This is a genomic window from uncultured Microbacterium sp., assembly GCF_900078385.1.
In the GTDB taxonomy this organism is placed as follows: domain Bacteria; phylum Actinomycetota; class Actinomycetes; order Actinomycetales; family Microbacteriaceae; genus Microbacterium.
Window position 1 is genome coordinate 45097 of record NZ_FLQR01000006.1, and the last position, 26377, is coordinate 71473.

The 26377-nt window shown below is 72.7% G+C and carries 25 protein-coding genes; 11 read left to right on the plus strand and 14 right to left on the minus strand.

The genetic code is table 11. The annotated features are described in order from the left end of the window. Positions 1-24: 24 nt before the first annotated feature. Both QZL85_RS05160 and QZL85_RS05165 read left to right on the plus strand, forming a co-directional pair. On the plus strand, positions 25-513 hold the full coding sequence (locus tag QZL85_RS05160; protein ID WP_295574476.1) for a YajQ family cyclic di-GMP-binding protein: 489 nt from the start codon (positions 25-27) through the stop codon (positions 511-513). A 121-nt stretch (positions 514-634) separates the two neighbouring features. Then, entirely contained in the window at positions 635-2782 is a 2148-nt protein-coding gene (locus QZL85_RS05165) for an FG-GAP-like repeat-containing protein (protein ID WP_295574479.1), read from the plus strand. Here QZL85_RS05165 and QZL85_RS05170 read toward each other — a convergent pair. The 5 genes from QZL85_RS05170 to QZL85_RS05190 all read right to left on the minus strand — a co-directional run bounded on the left by QZL85_RS05170 (position 2769) and on the right by QZL85_RS05190 (position 6990). Continuing rightward, positions 2769-3125, minus strand: coding sequence for a hypothetical protein (locus QZL85_RS05170; RefSeq protein WP_295574481.1), 357 nt, complete (start codon positions 3123-3125; stop codon positions 2769-2771). The genes QZL85_RS05165 and QZL85_RS05170 overlap by 14 nt on opposite strands. An 80-nt stretch (positions 3126-3205) precedes the next feature. Continuing rightward, the gene (locus QZL85_RS05175) at positions 3206-4579 is read right to left on the minus strand and encodes an FAD-dependent oxidoreductase (protein WP_295574484.1); all 1374 of its coding nucleotides are present in this window, start codon (positions 4577-4579) and stop codon (positions 3206-3208) included. Between the two features lie 39 nt (positions 4580-4618). Continuing rightward, complete coding sequence (locus tag QZL85_RS05180; protein ID WP_295575638.1) at positions 4619-5629, minus strand: polyprenyl synthetase family protein; 1011 nt, start codon at positions 5627-5629, stop codon at positions 4619-4621. A gap of 106 nt (positions 5630-5735) precedes the next feature. Next, positions 5736-6455 carry a class I SAM-dependent methyltransferase gene (locus QZL85_RS05185; RefSeq protein ID WP_295574488.1) on the minus strand — a complete coding sequence of 240 codons (720 nt, stop codon included), beginning with the start codon at positions 6453-6455 and terminating at the stop codon, positions 5736-5738. Further along, positions 6448-6990 carry a DUF402 domain-containing protein gene (locus tag QZL85_RS05190; protein ID WP_295574490.1) on the minus strand — a complete coding sequence of 181 codons (543 nt, stop codon included), beginning with the start codon at positions 6988-6990 and terminating at the stop codon, positions 6448-6450. Before QZL85_RS05190 ends, QZL85_RS05185 begins: the two co-directional genes overlap by 8 nt. Before the next feature lie 55 nt (positions 6991-7045). On the opposite strand from QZL85_RS05190, the gene QZL85_RS05195 reads away from it, so the two are divergent. After that, entirely contained in the window at positions 7046-8311 is a 1266-nt protein-coding gene (locus tag QZL85_RS05195; RefSeq protein WP_295574493.1) for an isochorismate synthase MenF, read from the plus strand. 18 nt (positions 8312-8329) lie between these two features. Further along, positions 8330-9091 (plus strand): class I SAM-dependent methyltransferase, encoded by a 762-nt coding sequence (locus tag QZL85_RS05200; RefSeq protein WP_295574495.1) that lies wholly within the window; start codon positions 8330-8332, stop codon positions 9089-9091. 30 nt (positions 9092-9121) lie between these two features. Here QZL85_RS05200 and QZL85_RS05205 read toward each other — a convergent pair whose 3' ends face one another. The 3 genes from QZL85_RS05205 to QZL85_RS05215 are packed head-to-tail and all read right to left on the minus strand — an operon-like array spanning position 9122 to position 12255. Further along, positions 9122-9985 (minus strand): polyphosphate kinase 2 family protein, encoded by an 864-nt coding sequence (locus QZL85_RS05205; RefSeq protein ID WP_295574497.1) that lies wholly within the window; start codon positions 9983-9985, stop codon positions 9122-9124. A gap of 25 nt (positions 9986-10010) precedes the next feature. Further along, positions 10011-11825 carry a 2-succinyl-5-enolpyruvyl-6-hydroxy-3-cyclohexene-1-carboxylic-acid synthase gene (menD, locus tag QZL85_RS05210; RefSeq protein ID WP_295574500.1) on the minus strand — a complete coding sequence of 605 codons (1815 nt, stop codon included), beginning with the start codon at positions 11823-11825 and terminating at the stop codon, positions 10011-10013. Between the two features lies 1 nt (position 11826). After that, the gene (locus tag QZL85_RS05215; RefSeq protein WP_295574502.1) at positions 11827-12255 is read right to left on the minus strand and encodes a PLD nuclease N-terminal domain-containing protein; all 429 of its coding nucleotides are present in this window, start codon (positions 12253-12255) and stop codon (positions 11827-11829) included. A 65-nt stretch (positions 12256-12320) separates the two neighbouring features. On the opposite strand from QZL85_RS05215, the gene QZL85_RS05220 reads away from it, so the two are divergent. Then, on the plus strand, positions 12321-12575 hold the full coding sequence (locus tag QZL85_RS05220; protein WP_295574505.1) for a DUF4229 domain-containing protein: 255 nt from the start codon (positions 12321-12323) through the stop codon (positions 12573-12575). Positions 12576-12596: 21 nt separating this feature from the next. Here QZL85_RS05220 and QZL85_RS05225 read toward each other — a convergent pair whose 3' ends face one another. Further along, the gene (locus QZL85_RS05225) at positions 12597-13577 is read right to left on the minus strand and encodes a 1,4-dihydroxy-2-naphthoate polyprenyltransferase (RefSeq protein WP_295574507.1); all 981 of its coding nucleotides are present in this window, start codon (positions 13575-13577) and stop codon (positions 12597-12599) included. Positions 13578-13633: 56 nt separating this feature from the next. Here QZL85_RS05225 and QZL85_RS05230 point away from each other — a divergent pair, with 56 nt between their 5' ends. Then, positions 13634-14020: a VOC family protein gene (locus QZL85_RS05230; RefSeq protein WP_295574510.1), complete on the plus strand. Its 387-nt coding sequence runs from the start codon at positions 13634-13636 to the stop codon at positions 14018-14020. Positions 14021-14034: 14 nt separating this feature from the next. On the opposite strand, the gene QZL85_RS05235 is transcribed toward QZL85_RS05230, so the two are convergent. Then, positions 14035-15171 (minus strand): AMP-binding protein, encoded by a 1137-nt coding sequence (locus QZL85_RS05235; protein ID WP_295574512.1) that lies wholly within the window; start codon positions 15169-15171, stop codon positions 14035-14037. Further along, positions 15171-16073, minus strand: a complete 903-nt coding sequence (locus QZL85_RS05240; RefSeq protein WP_295574513.1) for a 1,4-dihydroxy-2-naphthoyl-CoA synthase — start codon at positions 16071-16073, stop codon at positions 15171-15173. The genes QZL85_RS05235 and QZL85_RS05240 overlap by 1 nt, the downstream gene beginning before the upstream one ends. 66 nt (positions 16074-16139) lie before the next feature. On the opposite strand from QZL85_RS05240, the gene QZL85_RS05245 reads away from it, so the two are divergent. The 4 genes from QZL85_RS05245 to QZL85_RS05260 are packed head-to-tail and all read left to right on the plus strand — an operon-like array spanning position 16140 to position 21182. Beyond that, positions 16140-16667: a hypothetical protein gene (locus QZL85_RS05245; protein ID WP_295574516.1), complete on the plus strand. Its 528-nt coding sequence runs from the start codon at positions 16140-16142 to the stop codon at positions 16665-16667. After that, positions 16664-19561, plus strand: a complete 2898-nt coding sequence (locus tag QZL85_RS05250; RefSeq protein WP_295574518.1) for an ATP-binding cassette domain-containing protein — start codon at positions 16664-16666, stop codon at positions 19559-19561. The genes QZL85_RS05245 and QZL85_RS05250 overlap by 4 nt, the downstream gene beginning before the upstream one ends. A 39-nt stretch (positions 19562-19600) precedes the next feature. Continuing rightward, positions 19601-19996, plus strand: coding sequence for a glucose-6-phosphate dehydrogenase (locus QZL85_RS05255; RefSeq protein WP_295574520.1), 396 nt, complete (start codon positions 19601-19603; stop codon positions 19994-19996). Between the two features lie 49 nt (positions 19997-20045). Then, positions 20046-21182 carry a hypothetical protein gene (locus tag QZL85_RS05260; protein WP_295574523.1) on the plus strand — a complete coding sequence of 379 codons (1137 nt, stop codon included), beginning with the start codon at positions 20046-20048 and terminating at the stop codon, positions 21180-21182. Between the two features lie 10 nt (positions 21183-21192). Here QZL85_RS05260 and metH read toward each other — a convergent pair whose 3' ends face one another. From metH to QZL85_RS05275, 3 genes are read right to left on the minus strand one after another with little or no spacing between them, the layout of a single operon-like run. Continuing rightward, positions 21193-24810, minus strand: coding sequence for a methionine synthase (gene metH, locus QZL85_RS05265; protein WP_295575641.1), 3618 nt, complete (start codon positions 24808-24810; stop codon positions 21193-21195). Between the two features lie 21 nt (positions 24811-24831). Beyond that, the gene (locus QZL85_RS05270; protein WP_295574525.1) at positions 24832-25773 is read right to left on the minus strand and encodes a permease prefix domain 1-containing protein; all 942 of its coding nucleotides are present in this window, start codon (positions 25771-25773) and stop codon (positions 24832-24834) included. Then, positions 25770-26108 carry a PadR family transcriptional regulator gene (locus QZL85_RS05275; protein WP_295574527.1) on the minus strand — a complete coding sequence of 113 codons (339 nt, stop codon included), beginning with the start codon at positions 26106-26108 and terminating at the stop codon, positions 25770-25772. The genes QZL85_RS05270 and QZL85_RS05275 overlap by 4 nt, the downstream gene beginning before the upstream one ends. A gap of 89 nt (positions 26109-26197) precedes the next feature. Between QZL85_RS05275 and QZL85_RS05280 the strand changes: the two genes are divergently transcribed. Next, the gene (locus tag QZL85_RS05280; protein ID WP_295574530.1) at positions 26198-26359 is read left to right on the plus strand and encodes a hypothetical protein; all 162 of its coding nucleotides are present in this window, start codon (positions 26198-26200) and stop codon (positions 26357-26359) included. Positions 26360-26377 lie beyond the last annotated feature (18 nt).

Sequence of the window (26377 nt, forward strand, 5' to 3'; positions counted from 1 at the left end):
GGGCTCCCGGCTAGAATCGGCGCCATGGCTGACAGCTCCTTCGACATCGTGTCCAAGATCGACCGCCAGGAGGCGGACAACGCCCTCAACCAGGCCCGCAAGGAGGTCGAGCAGCGCTACGACTTCAAGGGCACCGACGCCGCCATCGAGTGGAGCGGCGAGGCCATCCTGATCAAGGCGAACACCGAGGAGCGGGCCAAGGCCGTGCTCGATGTCTTCCAGACCAAGCTCATCAAGCGCGGCATCTCGCTGAAGAGCCTCGAGACCGGCGACCCGGTCGCGGGCAGCAAGGAGTATCGGATCACCTCCACGCTGAAGGAGGGGATCTCGCAGGAGATCGCGAAGAAGATCGGCAAGCTCCTCCGCGACGAGGGGCCGAAGTCGGTGAAGTCCCAGATCCAGGGCGACGAGCTGCGTGTGCAGTCCAAGAGCCGCGACGACCTGCAGGAAGTGCAGCGCCTGCTGAAGGCGGCCGACCTCGACGTCGACCTGCAGTTCGTCAACTACCGCTAGCGCGGAGCGCGCCAGTAATCAAGCCTGTGCCGTCAGGCTGGGTGCTGACCTAATCTGGGGATCAGGTCTGGGGTGACCCCGGAGAGGGCGGATGCGCGGAACGAAGAGCAGAATCGTCGGCTTGTCGATTGCCGGAGCGCTCGCGCTGTCGTTGGTCCCGCTGCCCGCGATGCCCGCCGACGCGACCTCTGGCGGCGCCGTGACGACGTCTCCCGCACCGACCGCGACACCGACCGCGACAGCGGAGCCTGCGGCGACGGCCACACCCACGCCGACGCCGACGCCGACGCCGACGGCGACGGCCGGCGACCTCCCGAAGCCGTTGCCCACCTCGTCCCCGCTTCCCGGCGACGAGGACCACGAGCACCTGGAGACCGACGGGCCGACGATGCCCCTCACGCGGGAGCTTCCGACGAGGACGGTCGACCCGGGCGTGCCGACCGTCCCGACAACGCGCCTGTCCAGCTCCTACGGGCCTCAGCCGGTCTTCCACTTCCCGTGGGCGCCCGGCAAGCGCTGGGGCGCCAGTGGTCCGCACGCCGACAGCGACGGGATCCACGAGGGGGCCATCGACTTCGCCCCGCTCGGGTCGAGCACCACCGTCGTGCGCGCGGTCGCCGCCGGACAGGTGTACCGGGTGTCCTGCGCGGGTGGCTGGTTCCTCGGGATCGACCACGGCGGCGGATGGATGTCGGAGTACTACCACCTGCGGAGCGCGAACTCCGCGCTGGTCGGCAAGTGGGTGGAGGCGGGTGCCGCTCTGGGCTTGGCCGGCCAGACCCTTCCCTGTGGCGGAACACCCGGCTCGAGCCCTCACGTCCACCTCTCGATCCTCAACGAGGTCGTCGACGTTCCGAGCGGCAAGCGGCAGTACATCCCCGTGAGCGGCATCCAGTTCGACCGTTACGAGCTCTACGACTCGAGCGGCGCGTACAACGGCGTGTGGCGCGACATGTCGGGGGCGCGGGTGCTGACCTCGGAGCGCGTGACGTGCTGCCTCACCGCATCCACGCGGATCGGCCCGTCCAGTCCGAAGGCGGTTCTTCCCGACGCCAACGGCAACGGCATCGACGACCGCGCCGAGGTCAACCCGTGGGACACGGATCTGAACAGCGATGGGCGAGCAGACATCGTCGCCTTCGACACCACGGGCGTCATGGTCAGCCGCAGCACCGGATCCGTGTTCACGACCGCGACCCGGGCTCTGTCGAGCTTCGGCACCGAGACCGGATGGTCGACGTCGACGTCGCTGCGCACGGTGATGGATGTCACGGGCGACGGAGCACCGGACATCGTCGGATTCGGCGGTTCGGGGGTGTTCGTGGCCCGCGGCAACGGAAGTGGAGGCTTCGGGTCGCCCAGCCGATGGACGACCGCCTTCAGCGCGGGCTCCGGCTGGTCGCTGTCCGGGCACGTGCGCACCCTCGCCGACGTCAACGGCGACGGTCTGCGCGACATCATCGGCTTCGGCAAGTACGGCGTGTCCGTGTCGCTCAACACGGGTGGTGCGTTCGGGGCGCCGCGCCGGTGGTCGAACGCCATGGGAGGGGAGGCCGCAGGCTCCTGGGATACGACGCGTCATCAGCGGTTCGTGCGGGATGTCAACGGCGACGGCCGGGCCGATCTCATCGGCTTCGGCGCGTCGGGTGTGCAGGTCGCCCTCAGCACGGGCGACGGGTTCGCCGCGCCGAGGTCGTGGAGCGCGGCATTCGGACTCGATCGGGGCTGGCGCGTGGATGTGACCCCCCGACAGCTGACGGACATGAACGCCGACGGCCGACCCGATGTCGTCGGCTTCGGCCGCGACGGGGTGTACGTCGCCCTGAACACGGGCTCGTCCTTCGCCACCGCCCGCCGCTGGACCACGAGCTTCGGGCTGTCGTCCGGATCGCGGGGATGGCAGACGACCCGCGATCCGCGCGTCCTCGCCGACGTCAACGGCGACGGCAGGCCCGATATCGTCGGACTCCGCACGGGCGGCGCCTGGGTGGCGCGCAACACCGGGTCCGCTTTCACCTCAGCGGCACGGTGGACCACGGACTACGGATCGACGGAGTGGACCCTCGGCGTCATGCCGCGCGGCGTCGCCGACGTCAACGGCGATGATCGCGCCGACATCGTGGGGTTTGCCCGTCACGGCGTCCACGTCGCCCTCAGCACCGGCAGCCGCTTCGGCGCTGCATCGCACTGGAACGCGCAGTACGGGTGGGGGAAGTCGACCGGCCACTGGCTCGTGCGAACCAAGCCCCGCGGGATCAACGCGGGCTGAGCCGGTCCCAGTCCGCCTCCAGCGCGTCGGGCTGCGAGCGGGAGATCCGCGCCGGCACGATGTCGCCGGCCCGCGGCCACCGATTGCGCGGGAAGACGAGGGACTGACGGGCCACCGTCGTCGGGATGCCGGGGGCTTCCACGGCCAGTTCGACCTGGCACTCCTGATACCGCCCTCGCCGGGCGGGCTCGGACGCCGACAGCACCCGCACCCGGCCGGTCACGGCATCCGCCATCGGGTCGCGAATGATCTTCTCGAGCCACGCGGTGGTCGAGTCGAGGCCGCCGTCCTCGTTCTCGGTGGACTCCGTGCGCGGATCGGCGTTCGGGTCGGACAAGGGCACCTCCGGTGAGCCAGCCTAATCGGGCGCTGCGTGGATCCTGCCGACGAGAGCGCGTATCGGAAGGTCCGACGCGCGTGCCTTCACTCCCCCCGCGAGACCCGGACCATCTCGTCGCGGTCCACGACCTTCACCCGCGCGCGCTCCTGCGGAGCGCCGAGCGCGACCTCGTGCTGGTCGAGCCGGTGCCAGCCCTCGAGGTCGGTCCACCGCACGCCCCGCGACGCGAGGAGCGTGAGGATGGCCGCCTCGGACGGGTCGACGGGCTGCCACCAGGAGCCCTGGTCGTTGATGAGGTGCCGGATCGTCTCCATGGCGTCGGACTTCGTGTGGCCGATGAGGCCGACGGGGCCGCGCTTGATCCAGCCGGTCGCGTAGACGCCGGGGACGCGCTCGTTGGAGTCCTTGCGGAGCACCTGGCCTTCGTGGTTCGGAATGACGCCGTGCCGCTTGTCGAACGGGACGCCGGGCAGCGGCGAGCCGAAGTAGCCGACCGCGCGGTACAGCGACTGCACCGCCACCTCGCGGATCTCGCCGGTGCCGACCACGCCGCCCTCGCCGTCGGGACGGGTGCGCTCGTAGACGAGCGCGGCGACGCGGCCGCCGGCATCCTTCCTGATCTCGAGGGGCTTCGCGTAGAAGTGCAGGTGGAGGCGGCGGCTGGCCTCGCCGCCGGCGTTGTTGACGCTCGGCCGCTGACGCCACGACTGGAGCACGCGGTCGATGACCATGACCTGCTTGTTCGAGGCGATCGCGGCGCGCGAGGCCTCGTCGTAGTCGAAGTCCTCGTCGTAGACGACCATGTCGACATCGCGCAGCTCGCCGAGCTCGCGCAGCTCGAGCGGCGTGAACTTCACCTGGGCCGGTCCGCGACGCCCGAAGACGTGCACGTCGGTGACCGGCGAGGCCTTGAGTCCCTCGAAGACGTTGTCCGGGATCTCGGTGGGGAGCAGATCCTCGGGGTGCTTGGCGAGCATGCGGGCGACGTCGAGCGCGACGTTGCCGTTGCCGAGCACCGCGACGGATGCCGCATCCAGCGGCCACTCGCGGGGGAAGTCGGGGTGCCCGTCGTACCAGCTGACGAAGTCCGCGGCGCCGTACGAGCCCGCTGCGTCGATGCCGGCGATGTCGAGGTCGGCGTCTCGGATCGCCCCGGTGGAGAAGATGACCGCGTGGTAGTGCTGCTTGAGGTCGTCGAGGGTGATGTCCTCGCCGAAGCGGACGTTGCCGAAGATGCGGATGTCGCCGCGGTCGAGCACGTCGCGCAGCGCCGTGATGATGCCCTTGATGCGGGGGTGGTCGGGGGCGACGCCGTAGCGGACGAGCCCGTACGGGGCGGGCAGCTGGTCGAAGAGGTCGATCGACACGTCGAACTTCCGCTCCGCCTTCAGCAGGATGTCCGCGGCGTAGATGCCTGCGGGTCCGGCGCCGACGATGGCCAGCCTGAGCTTGGTCATGGGGTCCTTCCGAGGGTGGTGCCGGGCGAGCGCCCGATGTCAGCTGGAACGGTCGACGACGACGCGCGCGAAGCGCGTGAGGGCGTCGCGCACGGGTCCGTCCGGCAGGGGTGCGAGCGCTGCCACGGCCTGCTCGGACCACTCCAGCGCGAGGCGACGGGTCGCCTCGGTCGCGGCGTGGTCGCGCAGGCGTCCGAGCGCATCGTCCAGGAGTGCGGGGTCGGCGCCGTCGGCGATGCGGGCGACGCCGTCGTCGATCGTCACCTTCAGTTCGCGCGACGCGGGGTCGGCGGCGCGGCCGAGCAGGAGGTACGGCATCGTCGGGACGCCGGCGCGCAGGTCGGTGCCGGGCACCTTGCCGGTCTCCTCGGGGTCGGCCGACAGATCGATGACGTCATCCAGCAGCTGGAAGGCGACGCCGACCTTCTCGCCGAACTCCAGCACGGCGTGCTCGTACTCGTCCGGCGCACCGGAGAACACGACGCCGGCCTGGGCGGCGGCGGCGATGAGCGAGCCGGTCTTGTCGGCGAGCACCTGGATGTAGAACTCCACGGGGTCATCCCCCGGCTGCGCGCCGACCGTCTCGTGCATCTGCCCGAGCACCAGCCGCTCGAACGTGTCGGCCTGCATGCGGATGGCCCGCTCGCCGATCTGCGCCATGAGCTGGCTCGCGCGGGAGAAGAGCAGGTCGCCGGTGAGGATGGCGACGCTGTTGCCCCACACGGCGTGCGCGCTCGGCACCCCGCGGCGGACGTCCGCGCCGTCCATGACGTCGTCGTGGTACAGCGACCCGAGGTGGGTCATCTCGAGCGCCGCGGCGCCGGAGATGACGTCGTCGTTCACGCCCCCGCCGAGCTGCGCCGTGAGCAGCGTCAGCATGGGGCGCAGGCGCTTGCCGCCGGCCTCGTACAGGTAGCGGGTCGTGGCGTCGGCGAGCGCGTCGCTGACCCGCAGCTCGACGGCCAGAGTGTCCTCGACACGGGTGAGCCCGTCCTCGACATGGGTGGCGAGCTTCCGCATCCGCGGCCCCACGAAGATGCGCTCGGTCATGCCGAGGCTGCTGGCCAGCTGCGAGCTGGACGCGTGGGATCGCGGGGTCACCCTGACAGCCTACCGGGGTGCGCGCGGGCCCGGTCGGCCGGGCGGGGTGCTCGGCTCAGCTGCGCGGGCGGTGTGCGCGGTGCAGCGCGACGATGCCGAAGGACAGGTCGCGATGCGCCACGTCGACCCACCCGGCATCCCGGATCCAGCCGGAGAGCGTCGCCTGGTCGGGCCAGTCGCGGATCGACTCGTTGAGGTAGTCGTACGCGTCCGCGTTCGAGCTGACGCCGCGGGCGACGAGGGGGAGTATGCGGTCGTTGTAGAACCGGTAGAGCGCGCGGAAGCCGGAGCGAGGCGGGTGCGAGAACTCGCAGATGACGAGCTTGCCGCCGGGCGCCGTCACGCGCAGCAGCTCGGCGAGCGCCTTCTTCGGGTCGTTGACGTTGCGCAGCCCGAACGAGATCGTCACGGTGTCGAACTCCCCGTCGGCGAAGGGCAGGTCCGTGGCGTCCGCCTCGACGAAGCGCAGGTTCGGGATGCCGCTGTGCCGGCGCTGTCCCTCGGCGATCATGCCGGGAGAGAAGTCGGCGGCGACGACCTCCGCGCCGCTGCGGGCGAGGGAGACCGAGCTGGCGCCCGTGCCGGCGGCGAGGTCCAGGATCTTCTGGCCGGGCTTGGGGGCGATCGCGCGGGTCGTGGCGATCCGCCAGAGCCGGTCGTTGCCGAGGCTCAGGACGGTGTTGGTGCGGTCGTAACCGGCCGCGACCTCGTCGAACATGCCGCTCACGCGTGCGGGGTCTTTGCCGAGATCGGCGCGATGCGGCTGGTCAGTCACCGTTCGAGTCTATGTCGGCGAGGACCCCGAGCCAGCGGACGGCGGTGGCCTCGTCGAACGGTGCGACGGCCGCCGTGACCTGTGCCTCCAGGTCGAGCGCGAGCTGCTCGAGGCGCGCGACGATCTCGGGCGGGTAGCCGTGTCGGACGCGGTGCTCGTCCCACTCGTCGCGGTCGTCGATGAAGATGCCGCGCTCGTCGAGCGCCTTGACGACGTCGAGGTCCATGTCGATGCCGACCGGCTCACCGCCCTCCCAGCCGACACCCCACGCGATGTCGATGTAGATCCACACCCGCGGGTGGCTGAGGTTGAAGGTCGCCGCGTACTCGCCGCTCGGCGGGATGAGGGTGGCGTTCGGGCCCTCCGCGACGGCCTCGCGGCCCGGGCGGGCGCTGCGCGCACCCGGGGGCTGGCCGACCCAGTCCCCCCACTGATCGGCGCCGAGATAGACGCACTCGTGCACCCAGTGCGGCGAGCCGTCCCACTTGCGCCAGCGGAAGGCGAGCGGCGTGCCGGGGGCCGGGCGATCAGTCACGGTGCGAGTCTGTCAGGTCCGCCGCGGGGGCGGGCGGCGCCGATAGGCTGGAGGGGTGAGTGACCCCTCGTTCAGCCGCGCACGGCTGCGAGCGGTGACCCGCGAGATCGCTGCGATCGAAGACCTCCTCGAGTACGCGTCGCCCCGCAATCCCACGGTGTGGTCGAGGCGCGGCGACATGCTCGTCGGCATCGGCTCGGCTGTGAGCTTCCAGGGCAGACCCCGGCGTGAGGGCACCGTGCTCACGCAGTGGTGGCATGACGTCACCGCGGCGGCCGAGGTCGACGACACCGTCGGCATCCCCGGCACGGGTCTGGTCGCCTTCGGCACCCTGCCGTTCGACGCCGAGTCGGCGGCGACGGCCTCCTTCACCGTGCCCGAGGTGATCCTCGGCCGCCGCGACGGCCGCAGCTGGGTCACCCGCATCCACCGGGTCGAGGACACGCAGCGCGAGGACCCGCTCGAGCCGACCCCGTACGGCCCGCACTGGTCCGCGACGGTCGGCCCCGGCACGCTGACGCCCGACGGATATCAGGATGCCGTCCGCGCCGGCCTCGACGAGATCCGCGCAGGGGCGGTCAGCAAGGTCGTGCTCGCGCGCGACCTCGCCGGCTCCGTCCCGGCCGGCTCCGACCTCCGCCGGCTCGTGCGTGCTCTCGCAGCCGCCTACCCCGACACCTGGACGTTCGCCGTCGACGGCCTCATCGGCGCGAGCCCGGAGACGCTCGTGACCGTCTCGGGCGGCACGGTGACGGCGCGGGTCCTCGCCGGCACGATCGCCCGCGGCGCGGACGCCGACGCCGACACCGCGGCCTCCGTCACCCTCGCGACGAGCGCGAAGGACCTCGACGAGCACCAGTACGCGGTGCAGAGCGTGCTGGCCGCGCTGCGCCCGCACACGAGCGCCCTCGTCGCCGAGGAGCAGCCGTTCATGCTGAAGCTCCCGAACGTCTGGCACCTCGCGACGGACGTCGAGGGCGCCCTGGATGCCGACGCGTCGGCACTCGACCTGCTCGGAGTCCTGCACCCGACCGCCGCCGTCGCGGGCACCCCGACGCCGTCCGCGATCGAGCTCATCCGGCGCCTCGAGCCCTTCGACCGGGCGCGCTACGCCGGCCCGGTCGGCTGGATCGACGCGCACGGCGACGGCGAGTGGGCGATCGCGCTGCGCTGCGCGCAGTTCGACCTCGAGACCGGCCCCGCCGACCGCATCCCGTTCACGGCGCACGCCGGCGCGGGCATCGTGGCGGGCAGCGACCCGGAGGCCGAGATGCTCGAGACCCGCGTCAAGTTCCGGCCCATCATCGACGCGCTCGCCTGACGGTCCTAGACTCCGGGCATGTCGTTCGGGGACGTCGCGGCCGGGGACTACGACCGGTTCATGGGCCGGTTCTCGGCGCCCCTCGGCGCCCTGTTCGCCGACGTCGCGGGCATCGCCCCGCCGGCCCGCGCGCTCGACGTCGGCTGCGGGACGGGCGCCCTGACCCGCGTCCTCGCGGATCGGCTCGGGCCGGCCGCGGTCGCGGCGGTCGATCCGGCCGAGGGGTTCGTCGCGACGGTGCGCGACCGCCTGCCGGGCGTGGATGCCCGCGTCGCGTGGGCGGAGGAGCTCCCCTTCGCCGACGGCGCGTTCGACGCGACCGTAAGCGAATTGGTCGTGCACTTCCTCGCCGACCCGGATGCCGCGTTCGCCGAGATGGTCCGCGTGACGCGCTCCGGCGGCGTCGTGGCGGCGTGCGTATGGGACTTCGACGGCGATCGGGCCCCGCACTCCCCGTTCCTCCGGGCGGTGCGCGAGAGCGTGGACCGCGCGCCGTCGCCGCGTCGCCCCGGCACGTTCCGCGGCGACCTGGCCGCGCGGCTGACGGCGGCGGGATGCCGGGACGTGCGCGAGACGGAGCTCACCGTGACGGAGGGCGCGGACGACTTCGACGCGTGGTGGGAGCTGCACGCGCTCGGCATCGGGTCGACGGGGCGGATGCTGGACGGGCTCGACGACGCCACGATCGAGCGGGTGCGCATGCGGGCCTGGGAACTCGTCGGCTCGGGCCCGATCAGGACCACCGCGACGGCCTGGGCGGCACGCGGCACCGCACCCTGAGAACGGGGTTCCGGACCCCGGGCCGCGAGCTCAGCTGGCCGCGAGCCGCTTCTTCTCCGTGTCGACGTCGAAGTCGGCGGCCGGCCACTGCGGGTCGATGTCCTCGAGCGCCTGCAGAAGCAGCGCCTGCACCGCGAGGCGGGCGTACCACTTCGCGTTCGCGGGCACGACGTGCCAGGGCGCGTACTGCGTCGACGTGCGCTCGAACACCGTTTGATAGGCGTCCATGTACTGCGGCCAGCGCAGCCGCTCGTCGACGTCGCCCGGGTTGTACTTCCAGTGCTTGTCGGGCCGCTCGAGCCGCTCCATCAGCCGGGCCTTCTGCTCGTCCGGCGAGATGTGCAGCATGACCTTGATGATGCGGATGCCCCGCTCGACCAGTCGCGCCTCGAAGTCGTTGATGGCGTCGTAGCGCCGTTCGATCTCCTCCGGCGGCGCGAGCGCGCGGACGCGCCCGATCAGCACGTCCTCGTAGTGCGACCGGTCGAAGACACCGATGAAGCCGGGCGGCGGCACCTCCTTCTCGATCCGCCACAGGAAGTCGTGCGCGCGCTCCTCCTCGGTGGGTGCCTTGAACGCCTTCAGGTGCGCCCCCTGCGGGTCGGTCGCACCGATGACGTGTCGGACGATTCCGCCCTTCCCCGCCGAGTCCATGGCCTGCAGGATCAGCAGCACGGCCGGGCTGTCCTCGATCACGCGGCTCTGCGCGAAGAGGCGCTCCTGCAGTTCGTCGAGCTCACCAGCGCCGGCCTCCAGGTCGGCGGCACCGTCCTTCTTGCCCCCGTCGTAGCCGGGCGTGGAGTCGGCGTCGACGTCGGCGAGACGGAAGCCCTCCCCCACCCGCATCAGCTCGCTCGGGTCTCCGGTCCACTCCGTCTGGCTCTTCGCGGTCATGGACACATCATGGCCGAGCGTCCGGTCAGCGGACCAGGGGGACCTCGATGATCTGACGCCCGCCGACCGGGGTCGTCAGCGCCTGGTCCAGCGCCGCGCGCGTCGTGACGCGCTGATACTCCCAGCCGTACGCCGTCGCGAGCTGCTCGATGCGCACCGCCTGCGGCGTGTACAGCACGCGGTCCATCGCGTCGGCGGGAGCCACGGAGGCGACCTCGAGTCCGTCGAAGATCGTCCCGCCGCCGTCGTTGCCCACCACGATCTGGATGCGGGGCTCGCCCTCGCCCGGCGGGAGCAGCAGCGCACCGACGTCGTGCAGGAAGGCCAGGTCGCCGACGAGCACCCGGGTGATGCCGGCGACGCCCGCGGCATGGGCGGCCGCGGCGATGCCCAGGGCCGTCGCGACGGTCCCGTCGATGCCGGCGAGACCCCGGTTGGAGTGCACCGGCACCTTCTTGCCGCCGAGCAGCTGGTCGGCGACCCGCACGAGACGGGAGGAGGCGAAGACGAGGCGGTCGTGCGGCCAGGTCGCGCGCCACAGCGCGTCGACGAGGGCGGGCCGGTCCAGCGGTGCGCGGATGACGTCCAGTTCGGCGGCGATCGCGCCGAGCCGCTCCGCGGGGACCGCCGAGGCGAGCGCGTCGGCATCGGGGGCGGCGGGGGTGAGGTCGACGGCCGCGTCGCGCGACGCGCGCAGCCAGCCGCCGAGCCAGTCACGGTCGGTCTCGCCGGTCGCGGCGACGACGGCATCCACGGCGGTGGTCGCGCCGTTGAGATTCAGCGGCTCGCCGGGACCGCGCACCGCGAACACGTCGAGGTCGTCGCGGGAGAGGACGGCGACGACTTCGCGGCTGAGGGTCGGATGCCCGAACACGACGGCGCGCTCGATCCGGCCGCCCAGGTGCTCGTCGGCCAGGAGCCCCCGGTAGCCGTGCACGAGATTGCGCCCGAAGCGCGCGCCGCTGACGATCTCGGCCACGAGCGGCCAGCCGCCCGCGTGGGCGAGCGCTTCGGCGGCGGGTCCCGCGTCGGCGCCCGCGACGACGATCGTGCGCGGACCTCGCTCCAGGACGTGGGGATGGTCTTCGGCGTCGGTCGGCTGATCGGCCTCGCCGATGCCGCCGCCGCCCTGATACAGCGCGCCGGACGGCTCCTGGGCCGCGGGATCGGCGTCGGGATCCGCGACGGTGTCGTCGTCGGCGACGGATGCCGAGAGCTCGATCCCCGGCATCCCCAGCCACGGCGGGAGGGCCCCGGCCAGCGGGTCGCGGAAGGGGAGGTTCAGGTGGACGGGGCCGGGCGAGCGGGCTCCCGCGCCGAGCGCCGCGGCGAGGGCGTCGTCGGCGATCTGCCGGAGCATCGCGGACTGCTCGCCGGTGCCGTCGTCGTCGACCTCTTCCGGGACGGGCAGGTCGGCTTCGAGCCGGGTGTTCGGGGCGAACATGCCGGGCTGGCGGGTCGTCTGGTTCGCGCCCACGCCGCGGAGCTCGGGCGGGCGATCGGCGGTGAGGAGCAGCAGCGGGACGCCGGCGTGATGGGCCTCGAGGGCCGCCGGCAGAAGGTTCGCGGCGGCCGTGCCCGACGTGCAGAGCACGATCGCCGGCATCCGCGATTCGCGCCCGATGCCGAGCGCGGTGAAGCCGGCGACGCGCTCGTCGATCCGCACATGCACCCGTGCCGCGCCGCGCGCTTCGAGCTCGGCGGCGACGAGCGCGAGGGCCTGCGAGCGCGACCCGGGGCTCACGACGATATGCCGCACGCCCCGCTCGACGAGTCGTCCGAGCAGCGCAGCGGCGGCGTCGGTCGCCGGCGCGCGGTCGGCGCTCGCGGTCGCGGTCATCTCAGCTGCGGCTGCCGCGCGGACCGGTCGGCTCGTCGGAGTCGCCGTCGCCGGAGGCCTCGGACGGGGTCTCGGTCGCGCTTCCGGGCTGCGGCGGCGTGCGCGGCGGGTCCTCGGCCTCGGCGTCGAGGGCGGCGAGCTCCTCCTCGAGGCGCCGGATGCGCTCATCCTGATCGCTGATCGTGCCGATGCGGCCGAGGAAGTCGGGGTTGTCGTCGGGAGCGCGGAACACCGGCGGCGTGCGCGGCTTGGTCCGGCCGACCGCGAGCCACAGGATGCCGCCGACGACGGGGAGCAGGATGACGATGAGCAGCCAGACGGGCTTGCTCACGCCGCGGTGGCGGGTGGGCGGCTGGAGGGCACAGTCGACGATGCTGAAGACCCAGAACGCGATCAGCAGCAGAGCCAGAGGAAGCAGGACTCGCGCCACGGTTCCATCCTAGGCGGGGGAAGCGCGACCGGGGTGCGGGAGTCGGCGGCCGGTAAGCTGGAGGCATGCGCGCCCGCTCCGCCCTCGTCTACTCGGTGCTGCGTCTGCTGTTCTTCCTCGTGCCGTTCGGGATCATGATGCTGTTCCCGATCTTCCGCGAGTACTACTGGCTGGCGGCCATCTTCGCGGCACTGATCGGGCTCAGCCTGTCGCTGCTCCTCCTGCGCAAGCCGCTGGATGACATGACCTCGGGGCTCCGCCGTCGGCGCGCGCAGGAGCGCACCGCGCCGAGCGACGAAGAAGCCGAAGACGCGGCCTGAGCCGCGTCGCGGTCGTCCCCGTCAGCCGGCGAAGGCCCAGAACAGGAAGCCGCCGACGGCGATCGAGGTCAGCGACGTCAGCGCGAGGGCGACGACGAGCTCCCGCGGCAGACGGTAGGTCCAGACGATGAGGATGGCCGCGGCCGCCGGGATGAGTGCGAGGAGCGTCAGCCAGGCGATCGGGTAGACGAGCGCGAGGACGACGGCGATCCCGAACGGCAGCAGGACGAGCACGGTGTACAGCACCTGGGTCGCGCGCTTGCCGATCCGCACCGTGAGGGTGCGCTTGCCCGCGACGCGGTCCTGGTCGATGTCGCGGAGGTTGTTCGCGAGCAGCACGGCGCACGCCAGCATCCCCGCCGCCACCGCGCCGAACCAGGCCTCCTGCGGCACGATGCCGACCTGCACGAAGGTCGTCCCGATCGTCGCGACGAGGCCGAAGAAGACGAAGACGAACAGCTCGCCGAGTCCGGCGTACCCGTACGGGCGCTTGCCGCCCGTGTAGAACCAGGCCGCGATGATGGCCGCGGCGCCGATCAGCAGCATCCACCAGTGCTGCGTCCGGACGACGACCGCGAGGCCGGCGATCGCAGCCAGCGCGAAGAACACCAGCGCGACGAGGAGCACGGTGCGCGGTGCGGCCTTGCGCGAAGCCGTGAGCCGCGCGGGACCCACCCGGTGATCGTCGGTGCCGCGGATGCCGTCGCTGTAGTCGTTGGCATAGTTCACGCCGATCTGCAGCGCGACCGCGACGACCAGGCAGGCCAGCGAGATGACCCAGTGCAGCCGCGGCTCGACGAGCAGCGCCGCGCCGGTGCCGATGAGCACGGGGGTGACCGCGAGTGGAAGGGTCCGCAGGCGCGCGGCGCCGATCCAGTCGCCCAGTGTCGCCGGCGTCACCGCCCGCGGGTCGCGCGGGACGTGCGCCTTCTGCGGGTTCCCGCGGGGGTGCTTCTTCTTCGATCCGCCCTGGGGGCGCTTCTTCCGGGTGCTGGCTGCCACGAGCAGTCATTGTAGGCCCCTGGCCGATGTCGGCCCCGGCGGCGACAATGGCGGGCATGCTGAGCATCGGCACGATCGTTCTGACCGTCGAAGACATCGCCCGCGCGAGCGCGTTCTGGACCGCGGCGCTCGGCTATCGGCACCGCAGCGCGCCGTCGGAGGACTGGACGATCCTCGACCCGCCGGAGAAGGCGCACTGGTCAGGACGGGAGGCGAGCATCGCCCTGTCCGTCACGGGCTACCCGCAGCACTACCCGCCCCGCATCCACCTCGACCTGTACGCCGAGGACCAGGCGGCCGAGGTGCAGCGGCTGCGGGCGCTCGGTGCGCGGGAGGTCGATTGGCACGGCTATCCCGCGGATGCCGACTGGATCGTCCTGGAGGACACGGAGGGCAACCGCTTCTGCGTCATCGCGACGGGACCCTTCACGGCCGACCGCTGAGCGGCGCCGTGCGCTCAGCCGTCCGCGAGGGCGCGCAGCGCGGCGCGGTCGGGCTTGCCGCTCGGGAGGTGCGGCATCTCCTCGACGAGCACGACGGCGCGGGGGCGGGCCGGGGCGCCGAGGGCGTCCGCGACGGCGGGGCGCACGACGGCGAGGAGATCGTCCGCGTCGCGACCCGCGGCGCGGGGCGCCACGACGACGGAGGCCTGTCCCCAGCGCTCGTCGGCGACGGGGACGACGACCGCGGAGGCGAGGCCGGGGAGGGCGCGCACGACATGCTCGACGCGGTCGAGCGAGACGTTGATCCCGCCGGAGACGATGACGTTGTCGATGCGCCCGGTGACCCGGAGCATCCCGCCGTCGAACGTGCCGGCATCCCCCGTGCGGTACCAGCGGGTGCCGTCCGCATCGCGGAGGAACGTCGCCTCCGTGCGCTCGGGGTCGTCGAGATAGCCGTCCGCGAGCATGGGGCCGGACAGCTGCACTTCGCCGTCCGTCACGCGGACGCCGACGCCGTCGAGAGGGACGCCGTCGTAGACGCAGCCCCCGCTCGTCTCCGATGAGCCGTACGTGCGCACGACGCGCGCCCCCGCGGCCGCCGCGCGCGCGGCGAGCGCGGCCGGCAGCGCCTGGCCGCCGACGAGGATGGCCTCGAAAGAGGCGAGCGCGGGGATGATCCGCGGGTCGGTCTCACCGGCGTCCAGCAGCGTCTGGAGCTGGGCCGGGACGAGCGACGTGTACGTGGGCACGCGCCGGCCACCCTCGCTGGAGGCCATGCCGGCGGCCGCGGCGGCGAAGGCCGCCGGATGAAACGGACCCGACAGGATCGCGGGCTCGCGGTCGGCGACCAGCGCGCGTACGAGCACCTGCACGCCGGCGATGTAGGACGGCGGCAGCGCGAGCAGCCACGAGCCGGAGCCGAGCCGGTCGGCGGTCGCGAGGGCACCGGAGGTCAGTGCCGCGCGGCTGAGCACGACGCTCTTCGGGTAGCCCGTCGATCCGGAGGTCGTGACGACGACGGCCGTGCCGGCCGGGACGTCCCGAGGCGCGGTCGCGCCGAGCGCGACGGCGGGACCGGCGCCCAGGACGGCGCCGCGCAGCGCGCGGAGCACGGCCCGCGCGTCGGCGGTGTCGACCGGCTCGAGTCGCATCAGTAGTGATACGGGTACGCGGACCAGTCCGGCTCGCGCTTCTCGAGGAACGCGTCGCGGCCCTCGACGGCCTCGTCCGTGCCGTAGGCGAGCCGGGTGGCCTCGCCGGCGAACACCTGCTGGCCGACCATGCCGTCGTCGACCGCGTTGAACGCGAACTTCAGCATCCGGATCGCCGTGGGCGACTTCCCCAGGATCGTGCGCGCCATCGCGATGGCCTCGCGCTCGAGGTCGGCGTGCGGGACGACGCGGTTGACGGCGCCCATCTCGTAGGCGCGCTGGGCCGAGTACTCCTCGGCGAGGAAGAACACCTCCCGTGCGACCTTCTGTCCCACCTGGCGGGCCATGTAGGCCGACCCGTAGCCGGCGTCGAAGGAGCCGACGTCGGCGTCGGTTTGCTTGAACCGGCCGTGCTCGGCGGAGGCGATCGACAGATCGCACACGATGTGCAGCGAGTGCCCGCCGCCCGCGGCCCACCCGGGGATCACGGCGATGACGACCTTCGGCATGAACCGGATGAGCCGCTGCACCTCGAGGATGTGCAGGCGTCCGGCACGGGCGGGGTCGGCCACGGCGGTCTCGGAGTCCGAGTACTTGTAGCCGTCACGGCCCCGGATGCGCTGGTCGCCGCCGGAGCAGAACGCCCAGCCGCCGTCCTTCGCGCTCGGGCCGTTGCCGGTGAGCAGCACGACGCCGATCTTCGGGTCCTGCCGCGCGATGTCGAGCGCGCGGTACAGCTCGTCGACGGTGTGCGGCCGGAAGGCGTTGCGCACCTCGGGCCGGTCGAAGGCGATGCGCGCGATCCGCCCGTCGAGGGAGACGTGGGCCGTGATGTCGGAGTAGCCGTCGGCGCCGGGGGCCGGCATCCACTCGGTCGGGTCGAACAGGTCGGAAACGGTCACCGGACCAGATTACGCGCCGGGTCCGCCGGCCCGGCGGCGAGGGATGCCGCGGCCTACGCTGGATCGGTGACTTCGAAGCTCCTCACCCTCGCGGCCGCGGCCGCGCTCCTCCTCACGCTCGGCGCGTGTTCCTCCTCCCCGACCGCCTCCCCCTCGAGCCCGACAGCGAGCGCTTCCGCCGACGGCGAGTGCGCGGGCGTCAGCGTGATCGTCGACGCGGGCGATCTCGCCGCGGCCGACGAGGTGTCGTCCGAGACGTGCGTGCTGGCGGATGCCGCGGTCCTCGCGGCCGACGCGTTCGCCGACGCGGGCGTGGAGACGGTGGGGACGACGCAGTACCCCGATGACATCGTGTGCCGCGTCAACGGGTCCCCCGCCGCCGACGAGGTGCTGACGTCCGACGACGGCACCGCGTACACCGAGACGTGCGAGACCATGCCGGCCGCCTTCGCGTACTGGTCGCTGTGGGTCAAACCGGCCGACGGCGAGTGGGGCTACGCGACGGAGGGCGCCTCGACCCTCTCCCTCGAGCCGGGCGACAGCGTCGAGCTGCTCTTCACCCTCAACGGCGAACCGGCAGCGCCGACCCCGTGAGCTTCCGGCCCGGACCGCTGAAAGCCGCGGCGGCCCTCGCCGCCGGCTTCATCGTCGTCCGGGTCGTCTACCGGGTGCTGTTCCACGGCGCCGACGGGAACGGCACCGTCCTGCTCGACCTGCCGAGCCTGCGTCTGCCACCGCCGTTCGCGCACGTCGTCGCACTCGGCCCCGCCACGACCGACGGTCTGTGGGCGGCCGCGATCAGCGCGGTGCCGATCGCGGCGACGATCCTCGTCTTCGGGGTGCTCAACGCCGCGCTCGATCTGCCCCGACTCCTCGCCCGGGGGGCGCGGCGCGGCCCGTTCCGCGGCATCGCGCGGATGCTGTCGGTCGCGTGGGCGACCCTCCCCGCGCTCGCGGACGCCGTCCGGGCGGTGCGTTTCGCGCGGCAGCTGCGCGGCGAGCGCCAGGGTGCCCGCATCCTCTCCCCCGTCCTCGAGCGCACCCTCGAACGGGCGACGGCCGTCGCCGCCGCCCTCGAGCTCCGCGGGTACGGCGGGCGGGGACTCGAGGGCGCGTGCGCCGAGCCGGTCTCCCTGCGCGGCGCGACGGTCGGGTTCGGCGACGCCCCGGTGCTGCGCATCGACGAGCTCGTGCTCGAGCCGGGCACGCTCGTCGTGGTGTCGGGGCCGACCGGCGCGGGGAAGTCGACGCTGCTGCGCACCCTGAGCGGGCTGCACTCCCACGTCGACGGCGGCTCGCTCTCGGGGGGCGTGCACGTCGTCGGGCTCGACCGGTCCGCCGTCCCGCCACGGGACACCGCCCGCGCGGTCGGTGTGGTGCTGCAGAACCCGCGGGACGCCTTCGCGACGACGGGCGTCGCGGACGAGATCGGCCTGGCCCTCGAGCTGCGCGGGGTGGCACCCGTGATCGTCGGCGCGCATGTCGCGGAGGTCGCCGGGCGGGTCGGGATCACGGCGCTCCTCGACCGCCCCCTCGCCGGCCTGTCGGCGGGAGAGGCCACACTCGTCGCGATCGCGGCCGCCGTCGTCGAGCAGCCGATCCTGCTGGTGGTCGACGAGCCTCTCGCCGACCTCGACGTGGCGGCCCGGGCGCGCATCGCGCGTCTGCTGGACGTCCTCGCGCACGAGGCGGGGGTGTGCGTCGTCGTCGCGGAGCACCGCATCGCCGATCTGGCGGCCGCGGCCGACCGCATCCTGCGCATCGCGGACGGCGGACTCGAGGACGCGGTCGCCTCCGTGACGGCCGCTGCCGCGGAGATCCGCGCGTCGGCGGCGCGTCCGGTCGGGTCCACTCGGCGCGACGCCGACCTCCGACGGATCGGGGAGGCGACGGGGCTCTCGGTGTCGGGGGTGACGGTGCGGCACGGGGCCGCGACGGTCGTCGAGGATGCCGCACTGCGCCTGGATGCGGGCGAGATCGCCGCACTCACGGGGCCCAACGGCGCCGGGAAATCGAGCCTCCTCGCGGCGATCGCGGTTCCGGCGCGCCGCGCGGCCGGCGACGTACGCGTCGACGGAGCACCGCCGCGCGGGCGGGCGATCGCCCTCGTCCCTGACGCGTCCGACGACCTGTTCCTGCGCGACCGCGTGGCCCTGGAGTGCCGGCATGCCGATCGGCGGGCCGGGCTGCCGCAGGATGCCACCGCCCGCCGCTTCGCGGCGTTCCTCGGCCTGGATGTCGGCGACCCGGCCTTCATCCGGCGTCTCCCCCAGCATCCGCGCGACCTGTCCGTCGGCGAGCGCCGCTGTCTCGCGATCGCCCTGCAGTCCGCGCACCGCCCCCGGGTCCTGCTCGTCGACGAACCGACCCGCGGCCTCGATCCCGAGGCCCGGATCCTCGTCGCAGGCGCGCTCTCCGCCGAGGCGGATGCCGGCGCGGCCGTGCTGATCGCGACGCACGACGCCGCGTTCGCCGGCGCGCTCGGCGCGCGCGTCATCCCCATCCGCGCGGGCCGGCTGCGGGAGCCGGCGGCCGCCGAGCAGGCCCTCGGTCGCGAGCCCGCCGCGCCTGGGGTCGACGCGACGCGCCCCGCGGCATCCGCCCGGGCGCGGACGCCGGCGCGCCCGAAGCCTGCCGCCCCGTCCCCCGCGCCCCATCCCGCCGGCGCCCCGCGCCCGTCCTCGCGGGCGGCCGGCCTCCGCCGGGCGGCCCTCGTCGCGGCGAACCTCGCGGCCCTCGCGGCGTTCACGTGGCCGCTCATGGCATCCGCCCTTCCGGGGGACGCGTACGCCGCCGTCCCGTTCATCGCCCTCGCGCTCGCTCCCGTCGCCGTCCTCGTCGTCTTCGCGGCGCTCGACGGCTCGGTGCGATCGGCGCACACGCTCGCGCTCCTCGCGGTGCTGGCCGCGATCGGGGCCGCGATCCGCATCGCCGGCACCGGCGTGGGCGGCGTGGAGGCGCTCTTCGTGCTGCTGATCCTCGCGGGGCGCGCGTACGGCGCCCGGTTCGGGCTGCTCCTCGGTGCCGCCGCCGTCGGATTGTCCGCGATCGTGTGGGGCGGGGTGGGACCGTGGCTGCCGTTCCAGATGTTCGCGTGCGGCTGGGTCGGGGCCCTCGCGGGCCTCCTCCCCCGCCGCATCCGCGGTCGCGCCGAGATCGCGCTCCTGTGCGGGTACGGCGTCGCGGCGTCCTACCTCTTCGGGCTGCTGATGAACCTGTGGTTCTGGCCGTTCGCGGTCGGATCCGGCACCGGGATCTCCTATCTGCCGGGCGGCTCCCTCGGCGAGAACCTCGGCAGCTTCCTCGTCTACTCGCTCCTCACGTCGACGGCCGGATGGGACACGCTCCGCGCCGTCACGACCGTCCTCGGCCTGACCCTCGTCGGCCGTCCCATCCTCGCCGCTCTCCGGCGCGCGAAACCGGTCGCCCCCGCGCCCGTCACGCAGCCGGTGGTCCCCGCACCGCGCGTCAGCATGGGAAACTGGTAGGGGCGACTCCTTCTCAGGATGCCGCCGGAAGGACCTGCCATGAAGATCACCACCTCATCCGACTGGCGAAACAGTCTCCCGTTCGAGACGCCGATGCTCGTCGCCGACCTCCAGCCCGGCGAACCGACGCGCTGCGCCGGCTGCGGCGTCGATGCCGCGCCGCATCCGCGGACCGAACTCTGGGCCGTCAAGCACCGGCATCCGAACAACCACGCGGGCTTCGTCCGCTTCTACTGCGCGACCCACCGGCCCGAGCCGACGGTCGCCGCCATCGTCGAGACCCGCCGCGAGACGGCGCGGCGCGACCGTGCCCTGCCACCGCGCCGCGCCGCGGCGGCCCCCGTCGTCGAGCGTCCCGTCACGCTGTGCCCGGACTGCTTCGTGCAGGTTCCGCCCACGGGCGTGTGCGGGATGTGCGGCCAGAAGGTCGCCTGACCCGCAGCGCCGAGCGAGACGGCGTCGCGGTCTGCGACACTCCTGAGTCATGAGGCCTCGTTTCGCGAACGCGGTGGCGTCGATCGGCGCGCTCATGGCCGCCGCGTCGCTGTCGGCCTGTGCGACCCTCGTGCCGGCCGCATCCGGCACGCACTGGGAGCAGGCGGCGGACTTCCCGCTGGACGCGCGCGAGTTCGCCACCGTCGCGTGGACCGGGTCCGAGGTCCTGGTCGTCGGGGGCTCCGTCGGCCCGCCCTGCCCGCCGAACGCCGATTGTGCCTTTCCCGACGTGACGGCCGACGGCGCCGCGTACGATCCGGCCACCGACACCTGGCATGAGATCGCGTCGGCGCCCTTCGCCTTCGGGATGTCCTCCGGCGCGTACGCCGCCGGACACCTCGTCGTATCCGCCTTCGACGGCGCGGAGACCCGGCTGCTCTCCTACGACCTCGAGGCCGACGCGTGGACCCAGTTCGACGCTCCGGCCGCGGTCACCTGGCACATGCCCGTCGCGGACGGCGACCGCATCCTGTTCGTCTCGGGCAGCGATGAGAGCGGCGTCGTCCCCGACTACGCGTACGACGCGGCCGCGGGCGCCTGGTCGGAGCTCCCCGACGATCCGATCGGCCCGGCGTTCGATCGGATGCTGACGCCGACCGCGGCCGGTGTCGTGCTGACCGCCAAGGAACTGGTCCCGAGCCCCGGCTCGGAGGTCCCCTCGCTCACGCTGGCCGCCCTGCTGGACGCGGAGACCGGCACGTGGACGCGCCTGCCCGACACGGGCCAGATCGGCGGCTGGTCATGGGCGGTCCACGGCGACCGGCTCATCGCGCCGCAGCTCGGCGGCGCCGACGGCGGCGAAGTGAACAACTGGGGCCGGGTGTACCCGTACGGCGGCGTCATCACCCTCCCGTCGGGCGCCTGGTCGGCGCTCCCCGACCCGCCGGCACCGCGCGAGAGCTGGCTCGGCGACGTCAGCGGCGGGCGCTACTCCGTGGCAGCAGGGCATCTCTACGACGACGAGGCCCGCGCGTGGTCGCCCCTGGACGCGCCGCCCGGCGCGGCGGAGACCGTCGGCGCGGCCGTGTGGGCCGGCGACGTGCTGATCGCCGTCGGCGGCACGACGTGGGCGGGGATGGACAGCCGCCCCTCGACCGACGTCTGGATCTACACCCCCACCGGCTGAACGGCCCGCCTCACACCGAGAAGTACTTGGCCTCGGGGTGGTGGAACACGAAGGCGTCGGTGGACTGCTCGGGATGCAGCTGCAGCTCCTCACTGAGTTCGACGCCCATCCGCTCCGGCCGCAGCAGCTCGACCACCTTGCGGCGGTCCTCCATGTCGGGACACGCGGGGTAGCCGAGCGAGAACCGGGCGCCGCGGTACTCGAGCTTGAAGAGCCCCGCGACCTCGGCCGGGTCCTCGCCCTCGAAGCCGAGCTCGGAGCGGATGCGGGCGTGCCAGTACTCGGCGAGCGCTTCGGTCAGCTGCATCACGAGCCCGTTGAGCTCGTAGTAGTCGCGGTACCGGTTCTCCGCGAACAGCTTCGCGGTCACGGCGTCGATCCGCGCGCCCGCCGTCACGAGCTGCACCGGCAGGACGTCGACCTGCCCGGACTCGCGCGCGCGCACGAAGTCCGCGAGGCACAGGTGCCGGTCGCGACGCTGCCGCGGGAAGTGGAAGCGCAGGCGCTCCGCGCCGACCTGGCCGCCCGAGCCGCCGTCCGGCGCGAGCAGGCCCGCGGTGCCCAGCGCACCGGCACGGTCGTCCCCGTGATGGAGGACCACGACGTCGTCGCCGTCGCTCACGACGGGGAAGAACCCGTACGCGACCGACGCGTCCAGCATCCCCTCGGCGAGGATGCGGTCGAGCCAGTACCGGAGCCGCGGGCGACCCTCCGTCTCGACGAGCTGCTCGTAGGACAGCCCGTCCTCGCCCCGACCGGGCTTCAGCCCCCATTGGCCCATGAACGTCGCGCGCTCGTCGAGGAACGCGGCGTAGTCCGCGAGGGCGATGCCGCGGACGATCCGGGTGCCCCAGAACGGCGGCGCCGGCACGGCGTTGTCGGCTGCGACATCCGAGCGGGCGGGCATGGCCTCCGGCTCGGTCAGGGTGAGGAGCGACCCGGCGCGGTGGATGCGCTTCTTCAGCGGCGGCAGGCCGACCGACGCGGCATCCGCCCCGCGCGCGATCTTCACGAGCGGTTCCATCAGCGCGAGGCCCTCGAAGGCGTCCTTCGCGTAGCGGACCTCGCCGTCGAAGAGCCCCGCCAGGTCGTCCTCGACGTACGCGCGGGTGAGCGCGGCGCCGCCGAGGATGACGGGCCAACGGCCGGCGAGCCCACGGGACTGGAGCTCCTGCAGGTTCTCCTTCATCACGACGGTCGACTTCACGAGCAGGCCGGACATGCCGATGACGTCGGCGCCGTGCTCCTCGGCCGCCGCGATGATGTCGGCGATGGGCTGCTTGATGCCGAGGTTGACGACGTCGTAGCCGTTGTTCGTGAGGATGATGTCGACGAGGTTCTTGCCGATGTCGTGCACGTCGCCGCGCACGGTCGCCAGGACGATCCGGCCTTTGCCCGACGCGGACGAGCGCTCCATGTGCGGTTCGAGCAGCGCCACGGCGGTCTTCATGACCTCGGCGGACTGCAGCACGAACGGCAGCTGCATCTCGCCCGACCCGAACCGCTCGCCGACGATCTTCATGCCCTCGAGGAGATGCTCGTTGATGATCTGCAGGGCCGTGAGCCCGCCCGCGCGGGCGAGGTCGAGGTCACCCTCGAGGCCCTTCGCCTCGCCGTCGATGATGCGCCGCTCCAGCCGCTGCCCGACGGGCAGGGCGGCCAGCTCGGCGGCCCGCTGGTCCCGGAGCGCGGCGGTGTCGACGCCCGCGAACAGGTCGAGCATGACGGCGAGCGGGTCGTAGGTGATGTTCCCGTCGGCGTCGTACTCGCGCCGGTCCCACACGAGATCGAGCGCGACCTGGCGCTGCGCGTCGGGGAGCGAGGCGAGCGGCACGATCTTCGCGGCATCCACGATCGCGGAGCTCAGCCCCGCCGCGGCGGCCTCATGGAGGAACACGGAGTTCAGCGCCGACCGTGCCGCCGGGTTCAGGCCGAACGAGACGTTCGAGACGCCGAGGGTCGTGTGGATGCCGGGATACTTCGCCACGAGGGCGCGGATGGCCTCGATCGTCTCGATGGCATCGCGCCGCGTCTCCTCCTGGCCGGTCGCGATGGGGAAGGTCAGGCAGTCCACGACGATGTCGCCGACGCGCATGCCCCACGTGCCGACGAGCTCGTCGACGAGGCGCGAGGCGATCCGGAGCTTGTCCTCCGCGGTGCGGGCCTGGCCCTGCTCGTCGATCGTCAGGGCGATGACGGCCGTGCCGTGCTCCTTGACGAGCGGCATGATGCGCCCGAAGCGGGAATCGGGGCCGTCGCCGTCCTCGTAGTTCACCGAGTTGACGACGGGACGCCCGCCGATGAGCTCCAGCCCCGCCTGGATGACGGCGGGCTCGGTGGAGTCGATGACGAGCGGGAGCGTCGAGGCACTCGCGAACCGCGACACGACCTCGCGGATGTCGGCGGCGCCGTCGCGTCCGACGTAGTCGACGCACACGTCGAGGAGGTGCGCACCGACGCGGATCTGGTTGCGCGCGATGTCGACGCAGTCGTCCCAGCGCTCCTCCAGCATCGCCTCGCGGAACGCCTTCGAGCCGTTCGCGTTGGTCCGCTCGCCGATCGCGAGGTAGGAGGCGTCCTGGTCGAAGGGGACGTGCTGATAGAGGCTCGCGACACCGGATTCCAGGTCGGCGGCGCGGGGCACCGCGCCGCCCGTCCGATACGGCTCGAGGCGTTCGACCACGGCCCGCATGTGCTCCGGCGTCGTGCCGCAGCAGCCACCCACGAGCCCGATGCCGAACTCGCGGACGAACTGCTCGTGCGCGGTCGCGAGCTCGTCGGGTGTGAGGGGGTAGTGCGCGCCGTCGGCGGTGAGGACCGGAAGCCCCGCGTTCGGCATACAGGCGACCGCGACGGGAGAGTGCTTCGACAGGTGGCGGAGGTGCTCGCTCATCTCGGCCGGACCCGTCGCGCAGTTCAGCCCGATCGCGTCGACGCCGAGGGGCTGCAGCGCCGTGAGGGCCGCGCCGATCTCGCTGCCCATCAGCATCGTGCCGGTCGTCTCGACGGTCACCTCGACGAAGATAGGCAGACGGATGCCGCGAGCCATGACAGCCCGCTTGCAGCCGTTGACGGCGGCCTTGGTCTGGAGGAGATCCTGCGACGTCTCGATGAGGAACGCATCGGCTCCCCCGTCGATGAGCCCTTCGGCCTGCAGCGCGAACGTCGCCGCGAGGTGCTCGTAGGTCGTGTGGCCGAGGCTCGGGAGCTTGGTGCCCGGCCCCATCGAGCCGAGCACCCAGCGCAGCCGGCCGTCGACGGCCTCGGCGGCCTCGGTGCGCTCGCGCGCGATGCGGGCGCCCGCCGCCGCCAGTTCGACGATCCGGTCATCGATGCCGTAGTCCGACAGGTTCGACCAGTTCGCGCCGAAGGTGTTGGTCTCGACGGCATCGATCCCCGTCGCGAGGTACTCGTCGTGGATCGCCGCGATCATGTCCGGCCGCGAGACGTTCAGGATCTCGTTGCAGCCCTCGAGCTGCTGATAGTCCGCGAGCGTCGGCTCGTGCCGCTGGAGCATCGTGCCCATCGCGCCGTCGGCGATCACGACACGGGAGGCGAGGGCCTCCAGGAGCGCCGAGGACCGGGCCGGCCGCGGCACCGCCTCGATGTCGAGCGGGAAGCGGGGCAGCGGGCGGGTCACCGCGGAAGTCTACCGACGCGCCTTGCGGAAGGCGTCGAGGATGTCCCACAGCGTCACGGCCACGATCCCGAAGCCGGCGATGACCGCCAGGATCCGGTGCACGTCGGTGCCGTCTCCGGACGTGAGGACGGTCGGGAAGAAGTCCGGGTTCAGCAGCCGGTCCTGGAAGAGCAGCCACAGTGCGGGCACCGCCACGGCGAGTCCGAGCACCGCGTTGACCACGGCGACCGGGAACGTCCACCGCCCGGTCACGTGCACGACGACGGCCAGTGCGCCCTCCAGCGCCATCACGACGAAGAGGCCCGTCACCAACGCCGGCCAGAGACCGGGGTCGAGGAAGGAGACGTCCTCGCCCGGCACGAACCCGAGGTTCAGGTCCCACAGGATCGCCCCTGCGCCGAGGGCGAGGAAGACCAGCGTCCCGAGCATGTCGCCGAACGTGGCGCCGGTCTCCCGCGGCTGCGGCAGACCCTCGAGGGTCCAGCCGTCCTCCTCGCGCGGCGGACGCGAGCCCGTGCGCTCGAGGATCACGAAGATGAGCGTCACCCAGAAGGCGAGGTGCACACCGACGTTGAGCACGCCGGCGATCGTGGACCCGACGACCGTGCCGAATCCCGCGCCGCTGAGCACCTGGCCGAGCGCGATGCCGAACGCCGCGCACGGCAGCACGACGGCGAGCAGCAGCTTGAGCAGCCGGAGCCAGTCGAGGTAGTAGCGGGGGCCGATCAGGTGCAGCGGCCGGTCCATGTACCCGGCGGCGAGCACATCGGGCGCGCCCAGGTCGAGAAGGACCTGACGCTCGGCTTCGGGAGACGGTTCGCCGGACTCGACGCGCGCGTCGATCTGGTCGGCGATCGAGGCCCGCAGCTCGGCGGCGACGTCGTCGCGCTGCTTCTCCGCCACCGAACGTGTGACGGCGAGGATGTAGCGATCGGTGAGGGTGGCGTTCATGATTCCTCCTGCGGAAGAGCGGCGATCGCGCCCGCGATCGCGTGGAAGTCGTCGGTGAGGGCGGCGGCGAGCCGGTGACCCGCCGCGCTCGTGCGGTAGAACTTCCGAGGCCGCGCCTCATCGGTGTTCCACTCGCTCGTGAGGTGTCCCTGCTTCTCCAGGCGACGGAGCAGGGGGTAGAGCGTGTTGGCATCGGTGTCGAACCCGCGCCCCTGGAGCTCTTCGAGCAGCCCGTAGCCGTAGCCAGGGTGCGTCAGCAGGCGCAGACATGCCAGGACGATGGTCCCGCGCCGCAGCTCCTGCAGATGCGTGTCGAGCGCTTCGGTATCGGTCATGCCTGACACTGTACTGTGTCTCGCACACTATTGTCTAGCGTACGTCGCATATTCCCGCGCGGGTGTCAGGATGAGCGCAGGAGGACACGATGGCAGCGAAGCGAGTGCTGACGAGCATCAGGCATGCGATCTTCGGGAAGCCGGTCACCCACGAGGAGCAGCGGGCCGCGCAGAGCCGCCCGACGCGCGATCCGATGGTGGACGCGCAGTACGAGATCCGCAGCACCCGATTCACGGGGCTGCACTTCTGAATCACCCTCGCGCCGCGT

What these genes read in the sequence shown, in the direction of transcription:
- QZL85_RS05160 (WP_295574476.1), top strand. Translation starts at nt 25, where the DNA reads ATGGCTGACAGCTCCTTCGACATCGTGTCCAAGATCGACCGCCAGGAG.
- QZL85_RS05175 (WP_295574484.1), bottom strand. Translation starts at nt 4,579, where the DNA reads ATGACCAAGCTCAGGCTGGCCATCGTCGGCGCCGGACCCGCAGGCATC.
- QZL85_RS05180 (WP_295575638.1), bottom strand. Translation starts at nt 5,629, where the DNA reads ATGACCGAGCGCATCTTCGTGGGGCCGCGGATGCGGAAGCTCGCCACC.
- QZL85_RS05200 (WP_295574495.1), top strand. Translation starts at nt 8,330, where the DNA reads ATGTCGTTCGGGGACGTCGCGGCCGGGGACTACGACCGGTTCATGGGC.
- QZL85_RS05205 (WP_295574497.1), bottom strand. Translation starts at nt 9,985, where the DNA reads ATGACCGCGAAGAGCCAGACGGAGTGGACCGGAGACCCGAGCGAGCTG.
- menD (WP_295574500.1), bottom strand. Translation starts at nt 11,825, where the DNA reads ATGACCGCGACCGCGAGCGCCGACCGCGCGCCGGCGACCGACGCCGCC.
- QZL85_RS05220 (WP_295574505.1), top strand. Translation starts at nt 12,321, where the DNA reads ATGCGCGCCCGCTCCGCCCTCGTCTACTCGGTGCTGCGTCTGCTGTTC.
- QZL85_RS05230 (WP_295574510.1), top strand. Translation starts at nt 13,634, where the DNA reads ATGCTGAGCATCGGCACGATCGTTCTGACCGTCGAAGACATCGCCCGC.
- QZL85_RS05235 (WP_295574512.1), bottom strand. Translation starts at nt 15,171, where the DNA reads ATGCGACTCGAGCCGGTCGACACCGCCGACGCGCGGGCCGTGCTCCGC.
- QZL85_RS05255 (WP_295574520.1), top strand. Translation starts at nt 19,601, where the DNA reads ATGAAGATCACCACCTCATCCGACTGGCGAAACAGTCTCCCGTTCGAG.
- QZL85_RS05260 (WP_295574523.1), top strand. Translation starts at nt 20,046, where the DNA reads ATGAGGCCTCGTTTCGCGAACGCGGTGGCGTCGATCGGCGCGCTCATG.
- QZL85_RS05270 (WP_295574525.1), bottom strand. Translation starts at nt 25,773, where the DNA reads ATGAACGCCACCCTCACCGATCGCTACATCCTCGCCGTCACACGTTCG.
- QZL85_RS05275 (WP_295574527.1), bottom strand. Translation starts at nt 26,108, where the DNA reads ATGACCGATACCGAAGCGCTCGACACGCATCTGCAGGAGCTGCGGCGC.
- QZL85_RS05280 (WP_295574530.1), top strand. Translation starts at nt 26,198, where the DNA reads ATGGCAGCGAAGCGAGTGCTGACGAGCATCAGGCATGCGATCTTCGGG.